Genomic DNA, 23,048 nt, shown 5'->3' on the forward strand with positions numbered 1-23,048 from the left:
TATCAAGTGGAAAATATATGGAAAAGAGGAATTAAAATGAAACTTTCAGGAAATACAATCCTTATTACAGGTGGAAGTACTGGGATCGGATTAGCTTTTGCAGAACGGTTTATTAAATCGGGAAATAAAGTCATAGTGACTGGACGACGTGAAAATGTCCTTAAAAATGCGAAAGAAAAATTTCCAGATCTTATTACACATGTTAGTGATTTGAGTTCTGAGTCTGAACGTGTATCATTGTTTAATTGGGTAACAAAGAATTATCCAGAAGTGAATGTGCTAGTGAACAATGCAGGGATTCAACAACGTTTTAATGTTTTAAAAGCAGATGCTCAGAACGATTGGCATTATTTCAATAAAGAAATCACAACAAACATTGAAGCACCATTCCATCTATCTATGATGTTTGCTCCATATTTTGCTACAAAAGAAGCGGCAACGATTATGAATGTTTCATCGGGATTAGCTTTTACTCCTTTGGTCATTGCTCCAATCTATTCAGCTACAAAAGCAGCAATTCATTCCTTTACAATGAGTTTACGTCATCAACTTTCCGAAACATCTGTAGAAGTAATTGAAGTTGCTCCTCCGGCAGTTAATACTGATTTAGGAGGAACAGGATTGCATACTCACGGCGAACCTTTAGATGAATTCGCAGATGGTATTTTCAAGGGATTAAAAGAAGGGAAACAAGAAATTGGATATGGAACATCAGTTGAACGACTTCGTATGTCACGAGATCAAGTCGATGAACATGTTACAAATATGTACAATATGTTGAAAAATACAATTCAATAACCATCTTTTTTCAGCAGTATAATTTTCAATAAAAATCACTTTATTTGTTGATCATAATATCTGAAGTGGAAAAAAATAAAAAAGGGCAAATTTGTTAATTCGAATTTGTCCTTTTGTTGTTTTGTATTGGCTTTACAGTATTCCTTATTCCAAACATCCGTATAGCCTCTTCAATGAAAGGGTACGAATAAAAAGGGTACTAGAAAAATGAACAAGCTATAAACACTGGTAAAGGAGTGAGTGTGTAATGGATAAAATGAAGAATACGGTTAATCCCGACACGCTTTCTGGAATGGCCCAAAAAACAGTTGGACAGTTTTTGTTTGATTGCTTGAAGCTAGAAGGCATTACAAAAATTTTTGGCGTCGCAGGAGACTATAATTTTTCACTACTTGATACTTTGGAGCGATATAACGGAATCCAGTTTATCGAAGGTCGGAACGAACTAAACGCGGGTTATGCTTCAGATGGTTACGCAAGAATCAAGGGGATTTCCGCTCTTATTACGACGTTTGGGGTTGGGGAGTTGAACGCATGTAATCCGATAGCAGGAGCATATAGTGAACATGTTCCGATAATTCATATTGTTGGTTCGCCAAAAGAAAAAGATCAAAAAGAACACAAACTGATGCACCACACTTTAATGGATGGAGATTTTAATGTATTTCGCAATATGTATAAACAGATAACGGCCTATAATGCCGTTATCACACCTGAAAATGCCATGATTGAAATTCCGGCTGCTATTCGCATTGCAAAAGAAAAGAAACAGCCTGTTTACCTCGTTGTGGCCGATGATTTAGTTGATCAGCCGATTATGAACCGGATAGAACCAACACCACAACAAAAAACGTCTAACTTAATATCTCTTCAGACTGCAGCAGAACATGTCCGTCAGTTGCTAGATTGTGCAAAGCGGCCAGTCATCCTAGTGGATGTGAAAACCATACGTTTTGGCCTTCAGGCTGCAGTTAAGCAGCTAGTTGACGCAATGAATATACCCGTTGTTTCCATGATGTTTGGTAAAGGGGCATTCGATGAAACCCATTCTAATTATATCGGAATGTACTTAGGCTCGTTTGGATGTTCTGAAGTTCAAAGTACGGTAGAAAATGCAGACTGTATCATTGCGATTGGCTTGGTACCCGCGGACACCAACACAGCGAATTTTACCGCAAAACTGAATTCAATGGTGACGATCGATATCCAATCAGACCTAGTTAAAATTGCAGGTGCAGTATATCCAAACGTTCTTGCTACCGACTTGCTTCAAGCAGTACAAAATGTTGGTTATAAAGGTCAAGGATTACTCAAACAGGTGTCATTTCCATACAATCAAAACAATGTAAGTAATGATGAACCACTTAAAGCGGCCGGCTATTATCCACTTTTTCAACGTATGCTGAAAAAGGATGACATTTTGATTGTTGAGATTGGTACACTCTTCAATGGTATGGCGGAGGTGAGGCTGCCGAGTAATGTTACATATATTGGGCAAGGAGGCTGGGGATCCATTGGATATGCAACCCCCTCGACGTTCGGTGCAAGTATCGCGGCTCCAGAACGTCGGGTGTTACTGTTCACAGGTGATGGATCACTACAGTTAACTGCTCAAGAAATCAGCTCGATGCTCTATTACGGCTGTAAACCTATCATTTTTGTCTTAAACAATGACGGTTATACGATTGAAAAATATTTAAATGTCAAAACTAAAAATCAAAAATACAACAAAATCCCTAGGTGGTCTTATACTAAGCTGGCTGAAGCCTTTGGGGGCAATGCGTTTACTGCGATTGTCAGTACCAATGGAGAGCTTGAACAGGCAATTAACCAAGCTGAAATTGAATGTTCTGAAAGACTCTGTATTATTGAAATGATTGTAAAAGACCCATTGGACGCACCAGAAAATATGAAAAAGATATACAAGTATTTGGAAAAGCAGGCGATACACAACAGCCAAAAATAGTCAGTATATAAAAAAGTTGGAATCAATAAAAAAGATGATTCCAACTTTTTTTTGATTGTCAATTCTCTCTATTTCTTATGGCTATTAACCTTAATCTACTTCCAGATAGCTGGCTTGAAATTTAGTTTGATTTTTTCTCTTGACTTGAAATCCATTTCATAAATTAGATTGAAAGTAAGCCGATTTTCAACGAAGGGAGAAAAAAGATGAACAGTAAAATTGATTTTAAATACGATGAACATCTATTGTTTACCGTTACAGGTTTATTGGATATCTTTGATGGAACACAGAATATTTACTTTGGAGATTTGTATTTAACCAATAAAAGATTATATATTGTAAGCAATAAGCTATTAAATTTGGAAAAATCCTTCTGGTTTGAAGGAGAAAGAAGAGAGTTTGAACATTCTACATTCATTGTAGGTGAACACAGGATTACGGTAAGATGGGCATACAGTGGAAACCTTGTTTCCTTTATAAACGCTTTTTCCAAAATGAATGTTAAAACATAAAAATCCTAAAAATTCATATGTGTTGGAGGTGTGTGATGGCAAATATTAACGATATTGCAAGATTAGCAGGTGTATCTGTCTCTACTGTTTCTAGAGTCTTAAACAATTATAAGTATGTTGCTAGTGATAAACGAGAGGCAGTTCTAAAAGTTATTGAAGAAATGAACTATACACCAAATAAAAATGCAATTGATTTAATTCGAGGAGAAACAAGGACAATTGGTGTTATTCTCCCATATAACAACAATCCAGCATTTGATCAAATATTAAACGGAATACTGAACAAGGCATTAGAGAAAGATTTTTTGATAACGGTACTTCCTTCAAATTATCGTAAAGAAAAAGAAGTGGAGTATTTGCAAAAGTTAAAAAGCAAGCTGTATGATGGCATCATTATCACTTCACGAGCAAATGATTGGGAAACAATCATTCCGTTTAGCGAATATGGTTCAATTGTTGCTTGTGAATATACACAACACAAAGAAATTGGTTGTTCTTATATGGACCGCTATTCTTCTTATCTAGATGCTTTCCAACTTTTAAAAAACAAAGGGCATGCTGTGGTAGCATTCACAACAGCTAGGCTGGAAAGTAATAGCACGAAACAAATGATTACTGCTTACAATGAGATTTTTGGTGAACTTCAACCTGAATACCATCTATCAGATTGTCATTGCTTAGAAGACGGATATGAAGCTGCAAAGAAATTCCTGGAATTACAAAAAAAGCCAACTGCTATCTATGCAAATGGAGACGAAGTGGCAGGGGGCATGTTTTTATACGCAAAGTCACAACAAGTGAAAATCCCTAATGATTTAGCAATCATTGGTCAAGAAAATCAACCAATTGGTATCGGGATGGGAATTTCTACAGTGGATCACCAATTAACGAAAATCGGTGAACAAGCTTGTAGCCTTGTCATAAAGAAATCTAGAGAAAAAATAAAAATACCTTATCGAATTGTAGAAAGAGATTCTGTTTAAAGCATAATTAAAGATAAAAAAAATAGAGAAAAATGTGGGGAAAGAAAATGAGTAAAAAATTTATAGTTTTTGACATTGATGGAACATTATTAACGACTGAAATGAAGTTTCTAGATAGTACGAAACAAGCTTTAGTTTCTCTTAAAGAAAATGGACATGAAATCGTAATCGCAACAGGAAGAGACTACACTTCTGCAATATCAATTGTCGACGAACTCGAAATTGATACTTATGTTTTATGCAATGGGTCAGTAGGGTATGTCCGCCATGAATTAGCACATGAGGAAGTATTTTCAAAAGAATCGATTATGAAACTAATTAATATTGCGAAGGAAAACAATGACCAGATTGTGTTCCAAACATTGGACGGAGTAAAAAGACATTTTGAAGAACCTGGAGAGTCATTAACAAGTTCTTATGAAAGTTTAGGGTTGATTATCCCTGATTTTGATGAAATGTATTGGAAAGAAAATTCCATTATTCAAGCTATGCTTTTTTGTAAGACTGAAGATCTTCATAAATATGATATCAGCGAATTCCGATATGTGAGTTGGCACCAATATGGCTCAGATGTCATTCCTAGAGAGGGTTCGAAAGCAAAGACAATTTTGAAAATCGCTAAAGAAAATGGATTTAAGCAAGAAGATATTGTCTTCTTCGGTGATGGAATGAACGACATCGAACTAATGGAACATTCAGGAATTGGCGTTGCAATGGGAAATGCTGAAACTGCGGTAAAAGAGAAAGCTAATTTAATCACAGATAGTTGCAATGAACATGGTATTTACAATGCGCTTAAGAAAATGTTATTAATCTAATACCTGAACGAAATTAGATTAACCTAGAAAAGCGCGAACACTTTGTGAACTCTGCTTGATTTGATATTACTGACTTTAATAATTGGTAGAATTAGATTAAGATCTGACTTAATGTATGATATTTTTTGGAAAATCGAATAATAATCTTCAGATAGCACTTTATCTGGAGGACAAATATGAAGCGCACATTTAAAATAATTGGAATATGTTTACTTTTACTGATCATAGTTGGTGGTGGATCGATATTTCTATCTCCAAGACCTGTTACGTGGTTTTTGAAAAAGTCTTTCGCCGGTGGGATTGAAGTAGAGGCAGCTGATTATGGTATAGCAAAACATAAAACAACAATGGATACTGATATTGAATACTCATCAAAATATAAAAGCAGTACGTTTGATTTGATTAAGTATAAAGGTGATTTGAAATACGTTCCAACTATTTTTTGGATTCATGGTGGCGCTTTTGTAGCTGGAGATAAAAATGATGTTCGGAAATATGCTACATATATCGCGAGTCATGGGTATAATGTAGTGAATATAAATTACCCCTTAGCTCCAAGTGTTGCTTATCCAATACCTCTACAACAAATTGATCAAGCATACAAATTTGTCAAAAAAAATGCTGGTAAATATAGACTGGATTTAAACAATATTTATATAGCTGGAGATTCAGCAGGAGCTCAGCTTACAGCACAATTTGTAAGCATTCAAATGAATAAACACTACTCCGATACAGCTAAAATAGGTCAAAGTGTTGATCCAAATACAATCCGTGGTGCGATTCTTCTTTGTGGTCCTTATGATATGAAAGAAGTTCAGACAAACGCTTCATCAAGATTTATTAAATTTGTATTTAAACGGGTTGGATGGGCCTATTTTGGAAAATACAATTGGGAAGATGAAAAGATGACAAAGGAAACATCCCTTTTAAGAAATGTACCAGAAAAATTTGTTTCAACATTTATAACTGATGGAAATACAGGTTCCTTCGAATCACAAGGTAAAAAATTCGCAACTTTACTAGAAAAAAGAACAGGTGTTAAACAAGTCTTTTATAGTAAATCAGAAGGAAAACTAGGTCATGAATACCAGTTCCAAATGAATACGAAAGCTGCCCAAAATACATTTAATGAATTACTCAATTTCTTGAACGGTACGAAAGTTTCTCAATAAAAAGCATTGGAATTCGCTGCCTCCATTCACCCAAAAAAGAACCTCATAAGTACTTACACTTATGAGGCTTCTTTTTCTTTATAAATCAAACTTTATTTTACACCAACTGCATCAAATGCATTATTAACAGCTGTTACTTCAGCAGAACTTGCACCATATAGGTCAGCAGCAGATTGTACAAGTGCTGCACGTGCTTGACTAAAAGTTGCTGAAGAAGTTAAGTAAACAGTATTTGCACGATAGAAAATTTTTCCTAATTTATCAATACCGATGCCTGAAACAGTTACACCATAATGAGTTCCACCTGCTGAAATTAAGTAAGCAGCTTTATTGATAATACTGCTATTTGTGTGAACGCCACCATTATCAGATGTTCCAGTGTAACGTTTTGAGTAATGATCTGGATCACCATATTTAGTTGGATCACTCATTGAACGAAGAGCGTCACCAGCAATACCAGGTGTATAGATATCTTCACCAATCTCGTAATCTGGATTGTTATTATTATAGAACTCAATTACAGTTCCAAAAATATCCGAAATAGCTTCGTTTAATGCACCAGATTCATTTTGATAGATTAAGTTAGAACTTCTTTCAGTAACAGCGTGAGTTAACTCATGCGCTACTACGTCAAGTCCACCTGATAAGTAAGTGAATGTTGTTCCATCACCATCACCATAAACCATTTGAGAACCGTTCCAAAATGCATTGTTATAACTACGGCTATAATGGACAGTTGATTTTAAGGCAGCACCATTACCATCAAATGAATTACGTCCAAAAACAGTTTTGTAATAGTCGTATGTTTTTCCAGCATAATAATGTGCATCAACTGCTGCAGCTTCACTTGTACTATTTAGTAGTGTGTCAGTGCTTGTCAAAAGTGTACCAGGAAGAGTAGTACGATTAGCTCCATTATATGTGAAAATACCGTTTCCTCTTGTATTGTCTTGTAAATAATAAGTTGAACCAGATTGAGTCATATTTAATGTTTTTGTATCACCAAGTACACCTTTTCCTGTTGCAGTTACATTTGTACCAGTAACTGATGGTTTAGCAACTGATGCTCCAGCTGACTTACTAGCAGCATGGATGCTGTCCATTGTATCAATACTATTATATTTATTTAAAATTTTTCCTGTTGAAGCTTCAATGAAATAATTATAGTTTCCTGGTTTTGGAGAAAGGAAGTTTAAGTTTACTTGATAAGCATATGTAGCATCATCACCACTTGTATAAACTACTAGTTGAGCTGTAGGGTCTTTTTCATAGACAGGAGTATATCCAAGGTCTGTTTCTGCGATTTTGATAGATTTATTAGCGTTAACTTTTTTAGTAGATTTTAACCCTTTTTTAGTATCTAAGTTTGGAATTACTGTACCAGAGAATACATTTAGAGCACCATTATCTCCAACTACAGCCGTTTGAGTAGATCCCCATACAGGAACACCATTATAAACTTGTTGTAAGTGAAGTGCGGTACCATAAGTATCTTTTTTGCTAGACTTAACAATGAACGACTCATTTGCAGACTTTGAACCTAGTTTGAACTTATCTTTGTTAGCATTTACATAAGCTTTTACAACGCTTTCAGCATTCTTAGCTGATGGTTTTGTCAGCTGTCCAGAAACGAATTCAGGAGATCCTACTGATTTGTTGTACTTGTAATTTGACAATACATTTTTTGGTGCAGCATATGTATTAGTTACCGCTAAACTACTTGCCGCCAAACCTACAGATAATCCAACCGCTAAAACTTTTTTGTTCATTAAAAATTCCTCCCCTTGGTTAACAAATGTGGTATTGAGGAATTCATCGTATCATCCGAAAAACTGGTTTATCAAACTACAAAATTCGTCAATTCTTGCGTTATGAGAGAAAAAAATAAGCGGAAATATCGAGGAAATATTAATTCAGAATCTTTAAAATAGTTAAAAAGTATTGATTTTAGTTAAAAAATGGTAAATAAAAAATCGAATTTTATTAAGAATATGTATTTTTTTGGTTAAAATTAACTCAAGAAAAAGGAGTCTAAAAAGAGAAAAAGTATGGAAATTATTATATTAGTAAATGATTATTTTTTAATTTAGTTAGAAGGTAAAGTCGGAAATACAAAAGTGTTGGTGAACTATGTAGATAAGAGGGAAGGTAACAAGCTACAATATAGCAAGCTTAGCGAACAGATTTTATCTGATTCAGAGTTGTTAAAAACTTATTACAGAGAAATACTAATTTTGTTAGCAGATGTGGCCTCAAATCAAGATGAGTCTGTAAGTGAATATACAACAGGACAATTATCTATTTATTTTGGAGTAAGTATTACTACTATAAATAACTGGATTAATGACGGACGATTTATTGGCTATCAAAGAAAAGAAACTAACGAGCAAGCTAGAATAAAAAGTAACACTCTTTGGAAATCAAGGACTGGGAAAGTCTATCCAGTTCAAGAAATAGTAAATGAATGGGAAAATAGTAATCCAGAATCTAATGGTACGGACCAAGATGAAAAAGTATTTTTGATAAATCAAAACGCAGCTTTTGAAATTAAATATAAGGGTCCATATGAAGATACACTAGGATCAAAGCCACTTTCAGATATGACATCAATGGAAGAATCAGATGCTTCTGTTTGGAGATATTTTAGAAAGAGGTTGCACGATGAGTACGGGTTATAGACCGACTAGTTGGCCACGTATCGAAAGAGATTATGATGATATCATTCTAGAAATAAGTAATTCACTAAACTCTGAACATGATTTCGTAGCAAAAGTAGTATTATTAGATGATTACTCTCAAGTATAAAATCACCCTAAAATTACCAAAATAAATAATAAAAACTAGTAAAAGGGTGAGTAATTTGAGTATCGAATTCCAAGTCGGAAAAGATTACGAAAATGGTTCAATTAAAGACGCTTTACAAGATTTAGGTTTTCAAGAAGATGGTAGAGAATATAAAAAAGACGGAAAGAGATTTAGGTATGAAGGCTGTGATAAGTATCAAAGCTATATCTTTTCTGTAACGATGAATCAATTAAATTAAAGTATTATAAATAGACCTAATTTGTTTTTTTGTTTTAAATCTAGTTATTTAAGTCCTATTGAAATTTAAATTTCAATAGGATTTTTTTAGTTTAACGACTTAATCTTCAAACTTACACAAATTCTTGCTCATTTTCTATCGAAAATAGTCGAAAATAGTCTGTTTTTTTTAGAAGTGTTGATTTTACTACATTAAAATAACCCGTTTGACCTCCGATTGAATATTCAGAATAATTGAGAAGGTAGTCGGAAAATAGGAGGAAGAAGATGGGGAGTAATTTACACAAAGGAGATTTTCTAAAAGGTATAACAATCGTAGCGTTATCATCAAGCTTAATTTTGGCCTCTTTAGGAAATGTAGGTCATGTTTCAAAAGCTGATAGTTATTCAAAAGCAGAAGAAATTCTTACAAAATTAACACCAACACAAAGGGTAGCTTTAAAAGAGCTATCATCTAATGAGTCGAAAGGTCTTCAAATATCACATATGGATTTAAATTCCAATGAACAAACAGATGTAATCGTTGAGTTTTCCAATAAACCCGAAAAGGTTGCACAACTTGAATTAAATGCAGAAGGAAAGCAGCTTTCTAAAACGGAAGCTTCTAAACTAGTAGATCAAGATCATGAGGATTTCCAGACAGATGTAAATAAGGTTTTAATTGATGGAAATAAATCAAAAGTAAATTTTAAAATTAATCGCTCTTATAAGCATGCGTTCAATGGTGTAGCGATGAGCTTGCCAGCAAATCAAATTAAAAATCTTTTGAAATCAAAAGTTGTTAAAGCCGTTTGGAAAAATGAAAAGTTTTCAATTGATCCACCAAAACAAGCAGAAAATAATGAGCAGTTAAAAGCTGATGAGTTTAATGTCACTAATTATACACCGTATGATGGATTAGATCGTTTACATGAAGAGGGTTATACAGGAAAAGGTATCAAAATCGGTATACTTGATACAGGAATTGATTATAATCACCCTGATTTAAAGGACGCATATAAAGGTGGATATGATTTTGTTAACAATGATAATGATCCGATGGAAACAACGTATGCGGATTGGAAAAAATCTGGTCAGCCTGAGCTTTCTGGCTCAAATACATATTATACAGAACACGGTACGCACGTTGCTGGAATAATAGGCGGTCGTGGTGTTGCTAATAGTGAGTATAAAACACTTGGCGCTGCTCCCGAAGCAGATCTTTATGCTTATAGAGTATTAGGACCATATGGTAGTGGGACAACTGCTAATATTATTGCTGCATTAGATAAAGCTGTTGCAGATGGAATGGATATTATAAACATGTCGTTAGGGGCATCAATTAATGATCCTCTTTATGCTACATCAGTTGCTGTTAACAATGCAGTTTTAAGTGGTGTAACAACTGTAGTTGCTGCAGGTAATAGTGGAGACCAAATGTATACTCTTGGTTCTCCAGGTTCATCAGCTTTAGCATTAACTGTTGGAGCTTCCTCAACTGCAATTAATATGTTTCAGTTTACTGGATTACAAAATGGCAAAAATTATGCTGTTAGAGAGATGGCAAGAAATTATTCAGATGATTTAACAACTTTAAAAGGAAAAACGTTTAAATTAGTAGACGTTGGGCTTGGTAAGGCAACAGATTATAACGGTAAAGATGTAAATGGAAAAATAGCTTTTATCTCTCGTGGAGACACTGTATTTGTAGATAAAATTAAACTAGCTAAAAGTAAAGGCGCAGCTGGCGTAATTATTTATAACAATGAAGTGAATAAAGCTGAAGGACTAATCCAAGCGTATTTAGGTGAATCGGTCAATTCAATTCCTAGTTTTTCAGTTTCATATGAAGACGGAATGGCAATTTCAACAGCGATGAAAGCCGGGGATACTGATTTTACATTTGGTGAATTTACAAAAGTAAAAACGGCAGATGATGAATTAGCGGTATTTAGCTCAAGAGGTCCTTCGAGGGTAAATTATGATATCAAACCAGAGATTACCGGACCTGGTGTTGCTGTACTTTCAACTGTTCCGTTTTATGTTAATAATAAAACAGCAGATGGAACTAGATCGGAAGACTATAAAATAGCCTATGAACGTTTATCAGGAACATCGATGGCAACCCCTTATGTTGCAGGAGTTTCAGCATTATTACTCCAATCTAATAAAGATTTACAACCAGCAGACGTAAAATCAATCTTAATGAATACGGCTGATTCATTATCGAAAGATTATAGTGTTTATGAGATTGGTAGTGGAAGAGTAGATGCTTATGAAGCTATTCATTCAAATGTTGAAATTAGTGTTGATGATAAAACGCCAATGATTATTGATGGAAAAGAAAAATCTATTAACGAGTTAACGGGTGCAATGAGCTTTGGTTCAATTAGTTTTAATGATTTAGATCAAACTTCAACACGAAATATTACTATGAAGAATAGAAGTGAAAAAGCGAAAATCTTTAGTATTGAAGCCAAATTTCAAACTGGACTTAGAGGTTCAAAAGATGCTGCAAAAAATAAATTAACAATTGCAGGGCCTACATCCGTTAAGTTAAATGGCATTAGTTCAAAATCAATAAAAATGAATTTAAACATTCCAAAATCTGCGGAAAAAGGAATATACGAAGGTTATATTGTAATTACAAATAATGCGGATCCGACTGAAAAATATCAACTTCCATTTGGTGTCCATTATGTAGAAGATGGATTTAATTCTATGGCAACATACAATAAGATGCAGACTTCAGATTACAATAATTTCTATCCTTTATTAAACTACGCGACAGGTGTAGTTTTTAATGCTAGATCGAGTATGGAAACAATTGATTTTGTTTTATTAGACAGCGAAACTGATAAAGAGATTGGCTATTTAGGAACACTAAATACATCTCAGTACAATGAAAATACAGATTATTATATTGATGGTGTTTTTACAGGGTACTACTTACCGTTTACTGGAAATCCGAAGCAACCAATTTCAACTATAAAGGAAAAGGTACCGTATGGTCCAGGTCATTATAAAGTAAAAATAATTGGTACAAATCGAGAAGGAAAAACGTTTACGATGGTTGACCATACGATGATTGATATTACACCTCCTAAATTTACGACAGATTTAGAAGAAGGAGTAATTGAGTATAAGCCTGGCACGACATCATTTCCAATTAAAGGTAGAGTGTTTGATAAAACACAAGATGACTATAAAAGGCAAGGAATCTCAATAGATCAATCTGGCAATTTTGTTATGGAGAAAAATAATAGTTCATTGTTTACAAACGGATTTTACGTCGATGGAAAAGGAGACTTCGCATACAATATTCCAATAAGTGCGAAAAGCTTTAATGTAGAACTTGCGGGATATAATTCAGCGGCAATCGGTGACCGTTATAAGTACTATACTTTTATCCCAGAAGGCACTCCAATTGTATATGGAAGTGTAAATAAAAAAATTGTGAATCAAGGTGAAAGTGTTAAGGTAACTTTAAAAGCTAGTAATCTAACAGATGCGAAGAAAATAATAACAAGCTTCGGTTTTACTACTGGCCAACTGGAGTTAGTAGATGTAAAACTGAATCCAGCTATTGAAAAATTCGGAACTGCTAAAATCTCAACGACCACAGCTCAATCTGGTTCATATACAAATTTAAATGTAAATGTAGAAATGACAGAAGGTAAAGTAACTGGTGATGTATCTTTTGCAGAACTCACATTAAAAGTAAAAAATGACTCATATAATATGCTATCAACTTTCAGATCACCAACAGCATCGTATGAAAATGATGCGAACCAAACTATCTCGATGTTTTCGGCGATTACTCCAATTTGGAGCCAACCAACCTATTCCAAAATTACTGGAGGTTTTGGAATCCCAGAATCATTAAAAAGAGAAGGGAGGGAAAGTTGGAGGGTAGATCCATCTAAAATCGGTGCAGTGCTATCTGTAAAAGACCAAAGTGGAAATATATATCCAGGGGTAATCAATACATACGGCTCACCAACTGTAGAAAAACTACCAGTTACAATTGAAGAATTGGAAGCGTCACTTGATCTACCAGGTCATTTTACAATGTATGTTCCATTCCATGTGGGCTTTTTAAATGACGAAGGAATGCCAACTGCACATTGGAATCCAGAAATAAACTTTAAAGCACCAATTGCAGGAGATGTAAATAAAGACAATGTAATTGACATAAAGGATGCATTATTCATCCAAACATATTGGGGTACGAATAAACGAAGCGCAGACATTAATTTTGATAATATCGTTGATGCAAAAGATTTTACTTTTTTTGAGAAAAATTACTTAATGCAAAATCCAACGGTTGGGGATGCACCAAAACCGGTTAAAAAATATAAGGGAAAAACGATTGATGAGATTAAACTAGAGTTAGGGATTAATTAAATGAATAATTGAGACAAAGCCTTCTAGTATACGCTATAGTAGTCAGTTTGGGTGGGTATTTTAGGTAGTGTGATGATAAATAGGGGGAGTGAATTTTGCTCTCCTTTTTTTCTTTTATTTTCTCATAGTACTAATGAATCTTGAAACATCAAACAAATAAAACTTTAGAGGTATAATTAGTAGACATGCCAAATAGAATGATACAAAGAACTAGTCCTAAGTAGGTTTTAATAATAGGACTAGTTCTTTTTACGAAAAATCGTTGTTCTATACAAGTAGGAGGGGCAATTATGAACTTTACAGATTATCTAATAAATGTAAAAAAACTAAATGAAGTAAAAGCGAGTCAATATAATTATAGACTTTCAACTTTAAAAAAATATAGAATTTATAACAATGAAAAAGTATTAAGTGTTCATATGCTAAAGAGGATTAAAAGTCTTTCTAAAGATACAACAAAACAATATTTAAGGACTATTAATTATCATATTGAATTTTTGAATGATAATTATAGGATGTAACTAATGCCCATTCTTCTACACTTTGTTTACCTACGTAAAATAATGTTTGAAAGGACACTCTAAAGGATAAAATCCTGATAGGTTGTCTTTTTTTATTAAACAGTTTTTGAAGGGGATGTAGTAAATATGAAGAATTTTTATAGAGGAAGTATTTTATTTATTTTAATGCTTTTTATTATGAGCGGATGTAATGGGAATACACTTAATACAACTAAAAATTCAGATGAGACAAAGGTGGCGAATGTTACAATGAACCCTTCTTTTTATGTAGATCCATCAATTGATTTTTCAACTAACCAAATGACTTCAATTATTATTGAATTCAAGACGAAGCCTGCTGTGGTGGCTGTAAAGGAAGCTGAGGCAGCTGGAAAACAACTTACTTTAGAAGAAGCGACTAAGCAAGTAGAAGAAAGTCATGCAAAATTTCAAGAAGAAATAAAAACTCTCTTAGAAGACCAAAATGTTCCTTATACGATTAGGCATGTTTATAAGACTGCACTGAATGGTGTATCAATGCAGCTACCTGGCAAGGATATTAAACGATTATCACAATCAACAGTGATTGCAAGAATCTATCCAAATAAAAAAGTACATATTATGCCTCCTGTTACACCGTTTAATCAGAAATAATAATTCGTTTGTGAGTGCCTCAAAAGTTTACACACTTTTGAGGCACTTTTTTTAGAAGGAAAATTTGAAATCTAACAATCACTTCAAATACTATTTCATTAAAAAAGATTAATTAAGCGTTTTTAATCTACAAAAACAAAAAAAATTTGCTATTATGATATAAAAAAGTTAGAAGTGAAGGTGAAACACGATGGAAATTCATTTAGTTGCAAAAGATGAGTTAGAAGCTTCAGGGATTAGGTGGGTCGTGGAATCGCACTTTACTGGTATTAACCTTGTTTCTTGGAAAACGATGGGGGAATTTGAAAAGGCTATTCAAAAGCAGCAGCCGGACCTTGTCATATTTGATATGGACCATTGGAAAAATGAAAGTGAAAGATTTGGTGATTTAATCCAAAAATTTTCAATTCGTTGGTTAGGTATTTCATCCGAGCGAATTTTTCAAACTGCCTATCTTGCACTACAATATCGAGCGGAGGATGTATTGTTTCGCCCATTTTCTCCTACTGATTTAATTAAGCATATTCAACAATTACGCTATCAAATTCGTAACAAAGAACGTTATTTTACTAGAAACAAAAATGAAGAAATAAGCTCATTTAATATAGATTATCCTGACCTTTTTTTGAATGAACGCATGTATGATGGTCCGATTACGATGGTTGCATTTTTGACACCGAATTCTGGGACACTTCCTCTTGTCTATAAAGCGTTAGAACGAAATCCATTTACAGGGAAAAATCGTTTATTTGTAGGATCTGACTTTATTTTATGTGTACATGAAGTTGATGAAGTGTTATTGCAGGACGAATATAATGCATTTCTTGCTCGTTGGAAAGAAATGATGGATGAGCCTCTTGCAATCGTAATGAAAGTCGGTTCTCAGCAAGAAACATTAAAAGAAATTTTCGAGCAAACACTTCAGTTAACACGGAGAATCTTCTTTGAAGGTTATGATATTATTTTGGCAGAAAACGAACCAATGACATATCAAGAGAAGGATCCATTCCTTACACCTCTAGAGCAACGCCAATGGATTGAAATGTTAGAAAGAAGAGATGCAAAAGCAATTCGAGACTGGATGGAACGAGAATTTTTAACCTTTCAGCAGCCATACCCAGATCCAGAAATTGTTCGAATCCGATTAACAAGTGTACTTGCACAAATAAGAAGATATATGAAATCAAATAATCTTCAAACTGCATCTTGGGAAGGTACCTATTATGATATTTTCCAAAAAATTGTACATGGACCGATCATTTATCAAATTGTTCAAGAACTGCATGATTTTACAACAAGTCTATTGCTACAAGGTCATGATTCTTCCCAAGAAGGACATCGTACATTAGTTGAGAAAACAAGGGAATTAATTGAATCGAATTATTGGGATGCCGGATGGAGTTTAACGGATTGTGCTGATGCACTCCGAATTAATAAAAGTACACTTAGTCGTCGCTTTGCGGCCGAATCCAATCAATCATTTAGAGAGACGCTCCATGAAGTGAGAATTCGAGAAGCAAAACGATTATTAGATGAAACAGACTTACCACTAGATGAAATTTCAAGATTAATTGGCTATTCTCACCAATCATATTTTAATGCAAAGTTCAAACAACTTGAGGGATGTACTCCTTTAGTTTATCGATCTGGTTTGTAGGAATTGGTTTAAAAGACTATAGTATTCCCAAAATTGACTGCTATTGCTATAGTAGTCTTTTTTTGTCATATTAGTATAATGTAACCATAATAAATTTGATCGATAATTACAGAGAATAGGCGGTGAAAATAAGTGAATCTACCAATTTTTAAATACAATCCAAATCCAATAAAATTAGGTGTCATAGTTGAAGAAGAGACAGTTTGTCCTGTTTGCGAGCAGAAACGGAATTTTGTTTACGATGGTTCATTTTACTCAGAAGAAGATGTTGAAGGAATTTGTCCATGGTGTATCGCAGATGGTTCAGCAGCTAAAAAATATGATGGTGAGTTTCAAGATTTTGATTCTTGTGATGAAGTTGACAGTGATGAATTTATAGATGAATTGATTTATCGAACTCCTGGTTATACGGGGTGGCAACAAGAATACTGGCTTAGTCATTGTGGAGATTTCTGTTCGATTATTGATTATGTTGGATGGGAAGAAGTTAAACATTTAGAAAAAGAATTAGAGACAGACTTAAACAGGCTAAGTGAAGAATATGGCTTATCAATTCAAGAATTTAAAGATGCTTTAAAAAATGATGGTAAATTACAAGGTTATTTATTTCAATGTAATTGTTGCAAAAAGCATCGTCTTCATGCAGATGCATCATAATTAACTTTTTTCTATTAATAAATTATTATAAAATTAAATTTTTAAGTAGAAAAAAATGAAAGGGGTTGCAACTATGTACGAATGGAACAAATTACTATTAGTTGGCGAACAAGAAGGCGTAAAAGGAGATTTTAATACTCTAATTTCAATGATGAATTATGTAAGATATACAACTCTTGAAGCTATTATAGATATTAAAGTGGAGGAGTTAGATTACCTGCACACTCCAACAGGTAATACAATTGGGATGTTGTTAACTCATATGGCAGGAGTTGAATATTGGTATCAACTTAATACATTTGAAAATCGAGATTTAAATTCTGAAGAAGAAGAGAAATGGTTACCTGGTTTAGACTTAGATGATCATGCTAGGAAGACAATTAAAGGTAATGATGCAGACTATTATATTAATCTTTTAAACTCAGTTCGAGAAGAAACTTATGCAAAATTTAATACACTTTCAGATGAGTGGCTATATGAGCAGACAGAGTTTGGTAGAGATAAAGCTACAAATTACTTTAAATGGTTTCATGTTTTTGAGGACGAAATCAATCACCGTGGCCAAATCAGAATGATTCGTAAATTATATAAAAATAGTTAATAGTAGCCTGTATCGACGATTATTCATTAATCGATGATGCGGGCTTAAATTTTGGGTTTATTATTTATTACAAATCATTCGTGCATTCCGATCTAAATCGTAAAATAGACTAAATAATTAATCTGATTTGAGATAATTTATAAAAATACAACTTAAAGTTAAGTAAAGTGAAATAAATTATAAAATAATCATTATTTTATAATAAAATATCGGAAAATTCGTGTTAGACTGAAAATATCACATCAAGGGGGTATTAAATTATGAATACGGTTACAGTTGATAAAGTAGTTAGATATAGAGGTACGGAATTAAATACAAAAGGTTGGCAACAAGAAGCAGTTCTTCGTATGTTAATGAATAATTTAGATCAAGATGTAGCGGAGCGTCCGGAGGATCTTGTTGTATATGGTGGAATTGGTAAAGCAGCTCGTAACTGGGAGTGCTTCGATGCGATTGTTGATTCATTAAAGAATTTAGAAAATGATGAAACATTATTAGTTCAATCTGGTAAACCAGTTGCGATTTTTAAATCTCATACTGATGCGCCACGTGTTTTAATTGCTAACTCAAATTTAGTACCTGCTTTTGCTAATTGGGATACTTTCCACGAATTAGATAAAAAAGGTTTAATGATGTACGGACAAATGACAGCTGGTAGCTGGATTTATATCGGTTCTCAAGGTATTGTTCAAGGAACTTACGAAACATTTGCAGAATTAGCGAAACAACATTTCAATGGCACACTTGCAGGTACAATTACTGTTACTGCTGGTCTTGGTGGAATGGGTGGAGCTCAACCACTTGCTGTTACAATGAATGGCGGAGTTTGTATCGGTATTGATGTAGATGAAACAAGAATCGATCGTCGTATTGAAACTAGATATACAGATGTTAAAACAGATTCATTAGATGAAGCTATTCGTCTTGCTGAAGAAGCGAAAAAAGAAGGTAAAGCATTATCAATCGGTCTTGTAGGTAATGCAGCTGATATTTTACCAGAGATGATTGCTAGAAACTTTATTCCAGAAGTATTAACTGACCAAACGTCAGCACATGATCCATTAAACGGTTATACTCCATCAGGGATGTCATTAGAAGAAGCTGCAGAATTAAGAGCTTCAAATCCAGAACTTTATGTTGCTCGTTCAAAAGCTTCAATGGCAACTCATGTTAAAGCAATGCTTGAAATGATGGAAAAAGGATCTGTGACATTTGATTACGGTAATAACATCCGTCAAGTTGCGAAGGATGAAGGCGTAGAAAATGCATTTGATTTCCCAGGATTCGTTCCAGCTTATATCCGACCACAATTCTGTGAAGGTAAAGGACCTTTCCGTTGGGTAGCATTATCAGGTGATCCTGAAGATATTTACAAAACTGACCAAGCTATTTTACGTGAATTTGCTGATAATGAGCATTTATGTAACTGGATTCGTGTGGCACAAGAAAAAGTTCAATTCCAAGGCTTACCTTCTCGTATTTGCTGGTTAGGTTATGGAGAGCGCGCTCGTTTCGGTAAAATCTTAAATGACATGGTTGCAAGTGGCGAATTAAAAGCTCCAATCGTAATTGGACGTGACCACTTAGACTCAGGTTCTGTAGCATCTCCAAACCGTGAAACTGAAAGCATGATGGATGGATCAGATGCAGTAGCAGACTGGCCAATCTTAAATGCAATGATTAATGCAGTTGGTGGCGCTACTTGGGTATCAGTTCACCACGGTGGTGGAGTAGGAATGGGTTACTCATTACACGCTGGTGTCGTAATTGTTGCAGATGGTACAAAAGAAGCAGAAGCACGTATTGAGCGCGTATTAACAACAGACCCTGGAATGGGTGTAGTTCGTCACGCTGATGCAGGTTATGAGCTAGCTAAACAAACTGCTCGTGAAAGAGGAGTAAATATTCCAATGCTTGATAAAGGGACTGATAAGTAATGACAAAACCAATTTGGATTAATAATGCAGCTCAATTAGCAACGCTAGCTTCTGAAGTGAAAGGACCTCGCTCAAAGGAAGCAATGTCAGAGCTTGGTTTAATTGAAGACGGTAGCTTATGGATTGAAGATGGAGTAATTCAAGCTGTTGGTACAACAAAAGAAATTCAAGATCGCTATGCAGAAAAAATTCATGAAGCAGAAGTAGTAGATGCATCAAACCAACTTGTTACTCCTGGTCTAGTGGATCCACATACACATGTTGTGTATGGTGGAAGCCGAGAACGTGAATTTGAAATGCGTCTTGAAGGTGCAACATATATGGATATTATGAATGCGGGTGGCGGAATTCATGCGACTGCCCGCATGACTCGTGAAGCAACTGAAGAAGAATTGATGGCACAAACGATGCGACGTCTAGATTCATTCATAACACATGGCGTGACTACTGTAGAAAGTAAGAGCGGTTATGGTATGGATTTAGAAACCGAGCTAAAGCAGTTAAGAGTTATGAAAAAATTAAAATATATGCATGCAGTTGAATTAGTTCCTACTTTTATGGGTGCTCATGCAGTGCCGAAAGAGTTTAAAGGACGAGAAGACGATTTTGTTGATCACTTAATTAACGACATGCTACCAATCATTGCAGAGGAAAAATTAGCTGAATTTAATGACGTATTCTGCGAAAAAGGTGTATTTACGCCAGAACAATCAGAGCGAATTTTAGAAGCAGGTAAAAAATATGATCTAATTCCAAAAATTCATGCTGATGAAATTGAACCGTATGGCGGAGCGGAATTAGCAGCAAAAGTTGGTGCTATTTCAGCCGAGCATTTATTAAAAGCTTCTGATGAAGGCATTGCTGCAATGGCTAAATCAGGAACAATTGCTTGTCTTCTTCCTGCAACAGCACTTTATTTACGTGAAGATGCTGCAAAAGGAAGAAAAATGGTTGATGAAGGAGTAGCAGTAGCTATTTCAACTGACTGCAATCCAGGTTCTTCACCAACAACTTCAATGCCGCTTGTAATGAACTTAGCATGTATTTCGATGCGACTTACTCCAGCTGAAAGCTTAACTGCAGCAACATACAACGCTGCGTGTGCTATTAATCGCCAAGATCAAATCGGATCACTTGAAGTTGGAAAGCAAGCAGACATTGTATTATGGAATGTTAAAAACTATCAAGAATTACAATATTTATTCGGTGTTAACCATGTGAAATCTGTTTGGAAAAAAGGTAAAAAGATTGTGTAAGTAGTAGAAAATGATAAATAAATGGCGGGTTCTTCTAATAAAAAAATTAATAGGAGGAACTATCTTTTAATGAAAAATAATTATAGATTCTTTATCATTTTTATGATCATTATGATCACGATTGTTAATTATATTGACCGAGGTGCAATTTCATATGCACAGGCAGAAATCATTAAAGAGTTTGGATTAAGTCCAGTTAGCTGGGGTGAAATCTTAGGTTACTTTGGATATGGCTATATTTTCGGTGCATTATTTGGAGGAGCTTTCGCTGACAAAAAAGGACCAAGATTTATGTGGCTACTTGCCGCAACTGCCTGGTCAATTTTTGAATTAGGTACTGTATTTGCTGGTCATTTAGGTGCAACATTATTTGGTGGATCAGCTTTAGCTGGTTTCGCAGTTTTCCGAGTTTTATTCGGATTTGCAGAAGGACCTACCCTTTCAACAATGAATAAAACTATGGCCAACTGGGTTTCTCCGAAAGAAAGAGGGTTTGCAGTTGCACTTGGTTTAGTAGGTACACCTGTAGGGGCACTTATTACTGCACCAATCGTAGTTGCTCTATTATCAGTTGCAAATTGGAAAGTGACATTTATTATTCTTGGGGTAGTTGGTCTAATTTGGGCATTTATTTGGTCTAAAGTATTTACAAACTTACCAGAAGAAAATCCAAATGTCACAAAACAAGAACTTGAGACCATCCGTTTGAATAATCCAGTTAGTGGAAAAAGTGAACAAGAATCTACACCATGGTACTATTTTTTCAAAAATCCTAATCTAGTAATGAATGCAATTGGATATTTTGCCTTTTTATATGTAAATATATTATTACTTACTTGGACGCCAAAATATTTACAAGATGAATTCGGTTTTTCATTAGCATCACTAGGATTTGTTGGAATGATTCCATGGATTGGAGCTATTTTCACAGGATTACTAGGCGGAAAAATATCAGATTCACTTCTTAGAAAAACAGGAAATTTACGTATTGCTAGATCATGGTTTACAGTAATTTCTTTATTCTTTACAGCAATTTGTTTCATGCTAATACCAACCGTTCAAAGTGCTACAGCAGTCTTAATCTTAATGTGTATTGGTAATGCATTTAACTATCTACCAAACTCGATTTATTGGACAGTCGTATTAGATACAGAACCAAAAAAAGCTGGAACATTTGGTGGTGTAACACATTTCATTGCAAACCTAGCAACAATTATTGCACCAACCCTAACAGGTAGCCTAGTAGCAAAACACGGATATAGTGCAATGTTTATCGCAGCATCAATCGCAGTAACACTAGGAATGGTTGCAATGGTCTTTGTTAAACCAGGGAAAAGAGAACAAACTGCTAGACCTTCGAATGATCTTGCAGGTTAATAGAATGAAAAAGAGAAATTGTTTCGGCAATTTCTCTTTTTTTGCTTTTTGATACTACTTTCCAAAATTGGTATGCAACATAAAGTACTTAAAGTTCTAACTATTTTTATAGCTTATTAAAATAGTAATACTTTAAAAATAGGGGGGATTATAGTTGAAAAAAAGAAGGCGTAATCCTCCATATTTTACGTTTTTAGCTTAGGCATCTTTCTCTATTTTTAGCGTTTTAACTTTTATTGGACTTTATAGTAGAATTTTGATTTTCTTATTAAACTAACTGGCAGTCTAGTTGAACAAGGAATTTTAATTAAATCAATTTTTTTTGATTAATATATTGCATTTATTTGGTAAATTAACATATACTAAATTCATCAAGAAAATTTGATGAAGGAGAAAGCATATGACTGAGATGACACAACAGTTCCAGAAATATGAGCAGAAATTTAAAGCGTTAGCTGATCAGAAGCGTCTAGAAATCATGTATGAGCTCTGCCAAAGAGGAAGTACATGTGTATGCGATTTAACCGAAACGTTTGATATGACACAATCAAAGCTTTCTTATCATTTGAAAATCTTGTTGGACGCAGGGCTCATTGTCAAAGAGACGAAAGGTACATGGAGCTATTACGATTTAAACGACACAGAAGTTAACAGTTTGCTATCAGAAGAGCTTTGTTGTATTTTCCGAAAATCAGATAACGGTAACCGTAGCAGTAGTTGTTGTTAATTTTT

General features: G+C 34.4%; 20 protein-coding genes. 19 read left to right on the forward strand and 1 reads right to left on the reverse strand.

Going from position 1 to position 23,048, the window contains the following annotated elements:
• Positions 1–36 precede the first annotated feature (36 nt).
• The 6 genes from AN960_RS14710 to AN960_RS14735 all read left to right on the forward strand — a co-directional run bounded on the left by AN960_RS14710 (position 37) and on the right by AN960_RS14735 (position 6,249).
• Entirely contained in the window at positions 37–798 is a 762-nt protein-coding gene (locus tag AN960_RS14710) for an SDR family oxidoreductase (protein ID WP_056472937.1), read from the forward strand.
• 247 nt (positions 799–1,045) lie between these two features.
• Positions 1,046–2,764: an alpha-keto acid decarboxylase family protein gene (locus AN960_RS14715; RefSeq protein ID WP_056472941.1), complete on the forward strand. Its 1,719-nt coding sequence runs from the start codon at positions 1,046–1,048 to the stop codon at positions 2,762–2,764.
• Positions 2,765–2,970: 206 nt separating this feature from the next.
• A complete protein-coding gene (locus AN960_RS14720) occupies positions 2,971–3,276 on the forward strand; it encodes a hypothetical protein (protein WP_056472943.1) in 306 nt (101 codons plus the stop codon).
• Positions 3,277–3,311: 35 nt separating this feature from the next.
• A complete protein-coding gene (locus tag AN960_RS14725; RefSeq protein ID WP_056472948.1) occupies positions 3,312–4,259 on the forward strand; it encodes a LacI family DNA-binding transcriptional regulator in 948 nt (315 codons plus the stop codon).
• A 47-nt stretch (positions 4,260–4,306) separates the two neighbouring features.
• Positions 4,307–5,077 (forward strand): Cof-type HAD-IIB family hydrolase, encoded by a 771-nt coding sequence (locus tag AN960_RS14730; RefSeq protein ID WP_056472950.1) that lies wholly within the window; start codon positions 4,307–4,309, stop codon positions 5,075–5,077.
• Between the two features lie 176 nt (positions 5,078–5,253).
• A complete protein-coding gene (locus AN960_RS14735) occupies positions 5,254–6,249 on the forward strand; it encodes an alpha/beta hydrolase (protein WP_056472953.1) in 996 nt (331 codons plus the stop codon).
• 92 nt (positions 6,250–6,341) lie between these two features.
• Here the strand turns inward: AN960_RS14735 and AN960_RS14740 are convergent, their stop codons facing one another.
• Complete coding sequence (locus tag AN960_RS14740; protein WP_056472956.1) at positions 6,342–8,018, reverse strand: M4 family metallopeptidase; 1,677 nt, start codon at positions 8,016–8,018, stop codon at positions 6,342–6,344.
• A 348-nt stretch (positions 8,019–8,366) separates the two neighbouring features.
• Here AN960_RS14740 and AN960_RS14745 point away from each other — a divergent pair, with 348 nt between their 5' ends.
• From AN960_RS14745 to AN960_RS14800, 13 genes are all read left to right on the forward strand, one after another.
• A complete protein-coding gene (locus AN960_RS14745; RefSeq protein ID WP_156339691.1) occupies positions 8,367–8,927 on the forward strand; it encodes a hypothetical protein in 561 nt (186 codons plus the stop codon).
• Complete coding sequence (locus AN960_RS24515; protein ID WP_156339692.1) at positions 8,911–9,054, forward strand: hypothetical protein; 144 nt, start codon at positions 8,911–8,913, stop codon at positions 9,052–9,054. Before AN960_RS14745 ends, AN960_RS24515 begins: the two co-directional genes overlap by 17 nt.
• Positions 9,055–9,109: 55 nt before the next feature.
• Positions 9,110–9,292, forward strand: a complete 183-nt coding sequence (locus AN960_RS14750) for a hypothetical protein (protein WP_056472960.1) — start codon at positions 9,110–9,112, stop codon at positions 9,290–9,292.
• Between the two features lie 266 nt (positions 9,293–9,558).
• The gene (locus AN960_RS14755; RefSeq protein ID WP_056472962.1) at positions 9,559–13,677 is read left to right on the forward strand and encodes a S8 family serine peptidase; all 4,119 of its coding nucleotides are present in this window, start codon (positions 9,559–9,561) and stop codon (positions 13,675–13,677) included.
• A 290-nt stretch (positions 13,678–13,967) separates the two neighbouring features.
• Entirely contained in the window at positions 13,968–14,198 is a 231-nt protein-coding gene (locus AN960_RS14760) for a hypothetical protein (RefSeq protein WP_056472965.1), read from the forward strand.
• A 126-nt stretch (positions 14,199–14,324) separates the two neighbouring features.
• The gene (locus tag AN960_RS14765) at positions 14,325–14,831 is read left to right on the forward strand and encodes a protease inhibitor I9 family protein (protein WP_286131716.1); all 507 of its coding nucleotides are present in this window, start codon (positions 14,325–14,327) and stop codon (positions 14,829–14,831) included.
• Between the two features lie 190 nt (positions 14,832–15,021).
• Entirely contained in the window at positions 15,022–16,488 is a 1,467-nt protein-coding gene (locus tag AN960_RS14770; RefSeq protein WP_056472968.1) for a response regulator transcription factor, read from the forward strand.
• Positions 16,489–16,620: 132 nt separating this feature from the next.
• Positions 16,621–17,145 (forward strand): CbrC family protein, encoded by a 525-nt coding sequence (locus tag AN960_RS14775; RefSeq protein WP_056472970.1) that lies wholly within the window; start codon positions 16,621–16,623, stop codon positions 17,143–17,145.
• Positions 17,146–17,218: 73 nt separating this feature from the next.
• Positions 17,219–17,746: a DinB family protein gene (locus AN960_RS14780; RefSeq protein ID WP_056472973.1), complete on the forward strand. Its 528-nt coding sequence runs from the start codon at positions 17,219–17,221 to the stop codon at positions 17,744–17,746.
• Positions 17,747–18,006: 260 nt separating this feature from the next.
• Positions 18,007–19,683: a urocanate hydratase gene (hutU, locus tag AN960_RS14785; protein ID WP_056472977.1), complete on the forward strand. Its 1,677-nt coding sequence runs from the start codon at positions 18,007–18,009 to the stop codon at positions 19,681–19,683.
• Positions 19,683–20,939: an imidazolonepropionase gene (gene hutI, locus AN960_RS14790; protein WP_056472980.1), complete on the forward strand. Its 1,257-nt coding sequence runs from the start codon at positions 19,683–19,685 to the stop codon at positions 20,937–20,939. The genes hutU and hutI overlap by 1 nt, the downstream gene beginning before the upstream one ends.
• A 69-nt stretch (positions 20,940–21,008) precedes the next feature.
• Entirely contained in the window at positions 21,009–22,316 is a 1,308-nt protein-coding gene (locus tag AN960_RS14795; RefSeq protein ID WP_056472983.1) for an MFS transporter, read from the forward strand.
• A gap of 409 nt (positions 22,317–22,725) precedes the next feature.
• Positions 22,726–23,043: an ArsR/SmtB family transcription factor gene (locus AN960_RS14800; protein ID WP_056473131.1), complete on the forward strand. Its 318-nt coding sequence runs from the start codon at positions 22,726–22,728 to the stop codon at positions 23,041–23,043.
• Positions 23,044–23,048 lie beyond the last annotated feature (5 nt).

Source organism: Bacillus sp. FJAT-25509 (assembly GCF_001420605.1).
GTDB lineage: Bacteria > Bacillota > Bacilli > Bacillales > Bacillaceae_G > Gottfriedia.

Bases quoted from the DNA above. Each gene is read 5' to 3' on its own strand.
- AN960_RS14795 (WP_056472983.1), top strand. From the start codon at position 21,009: ATGAAAAATAATTATAGATTCTTTATCATTTTTATGATCATTATGATC.
- AN960_RS14755 (WP_056472962.1), top strand. From the start codon at position 9,559: ATGGGGAGTAATTTACACAAAGGAGATTTTCTAAAAGGTATAACAATC.
- AN960_RS14780 (WP_056472973.1), top strand. From the start codon at position 17,219: ATGTACGAATGGAACAAATTACTATTAGTTGGCGAACAAGAAGGCGTA.
- AN960_RS14710 (WP_056472937.1), top strand. From the start codon at position 37: ATGAAACTTTCAGGAAATACAATCCTTATTACAGGTGGAAGTACTGGG.
- AN960_RS14765 (WP_286131716.1), top strand. From the start codon at position 14,325: ATGAAGAATTTTTATAGAGGAAGTATTTTATTTATTTTAATGCTTTTT.
- AN960_RS24515 (WP_156339692.1), top strand. From the start codon at position 8,911: ATGAGTACGGGTTATAGACCGACTAGTTGGCCACGTATCGAAAGAGAT.
- AN960_RS14725 (WP_056472948.1), top strand. From the start codon at position 3,312: ATGGCAAATATTAACGATATTGCAAGATTAGCAGGTGTATCTGTCTCT.
- AN960_RS14715 (WP_056472941.1), top strand. From the start codon at position 1,046: ATGGATAAAATGAAGAATACGGTTAATCCCGACACGCTTTCTGGAATG.
- AN960_RS14800 (WP_056473131.1), top strand. From the start codon at position 22,726: ATGACACAACAGTTCCAGAAATATGAGCAGAAATTTAAAGCGTTAGCT.
- AN960_RS14735 (WP_056472953.1), top strand. From the start codon at position 5,254: ATGAAGCGCACATTTAAAATAATTGGAATATGTTTACTTTTACTGATC.
- AN960_RS14720 (WP_056472943.1), top strand. From the start codon at position 2,971: ATGAACAGTAAAATTGATTTTAAATACGATGAACATCTATTGTTTACC.
- AN960_RS14760 (WP_056472965.1), top strand. From the start codon at position 13,968: ATGAACTTTACAGATTATCTAATAAATGTAAAAAAACTAAATGAAGTA.
- hutI (WP_056472980.1), top strand. From the start codon at position 19,683: ATGACAAAACCAATTTGGATTAATAATGCAGCTCAATTAGCAACGCTA.
- AN960_RS14730 (WP_056472950.1), top strand. From the start codon at position 4,307: ATGAGTAAAAAATTTATAGTTTTTGACATTGATGGAACATTATTAACG.
- hutU (WP_056472977.1), top strand. From the start codon at position 18,007: ATGAATACGGTTACAGTTGATAAAGTAGTTAGATATAGAGGTACGGAA.
- AN960_RS14770 (WP_056472968.1), top strand. From the start codon at position 15,022: ATGGAAATTCATTTAGTTGCAAAAGATGAGTTAGAAGCTTCAGGGATT.
- AN960_RS14740 (WP_056472956.1), bottom strand. From the start codon at position 8,018: ATGAACAAAAAAGTTTTAGCGGTTGGATTATCTGTAGGTTTGGCGGCA.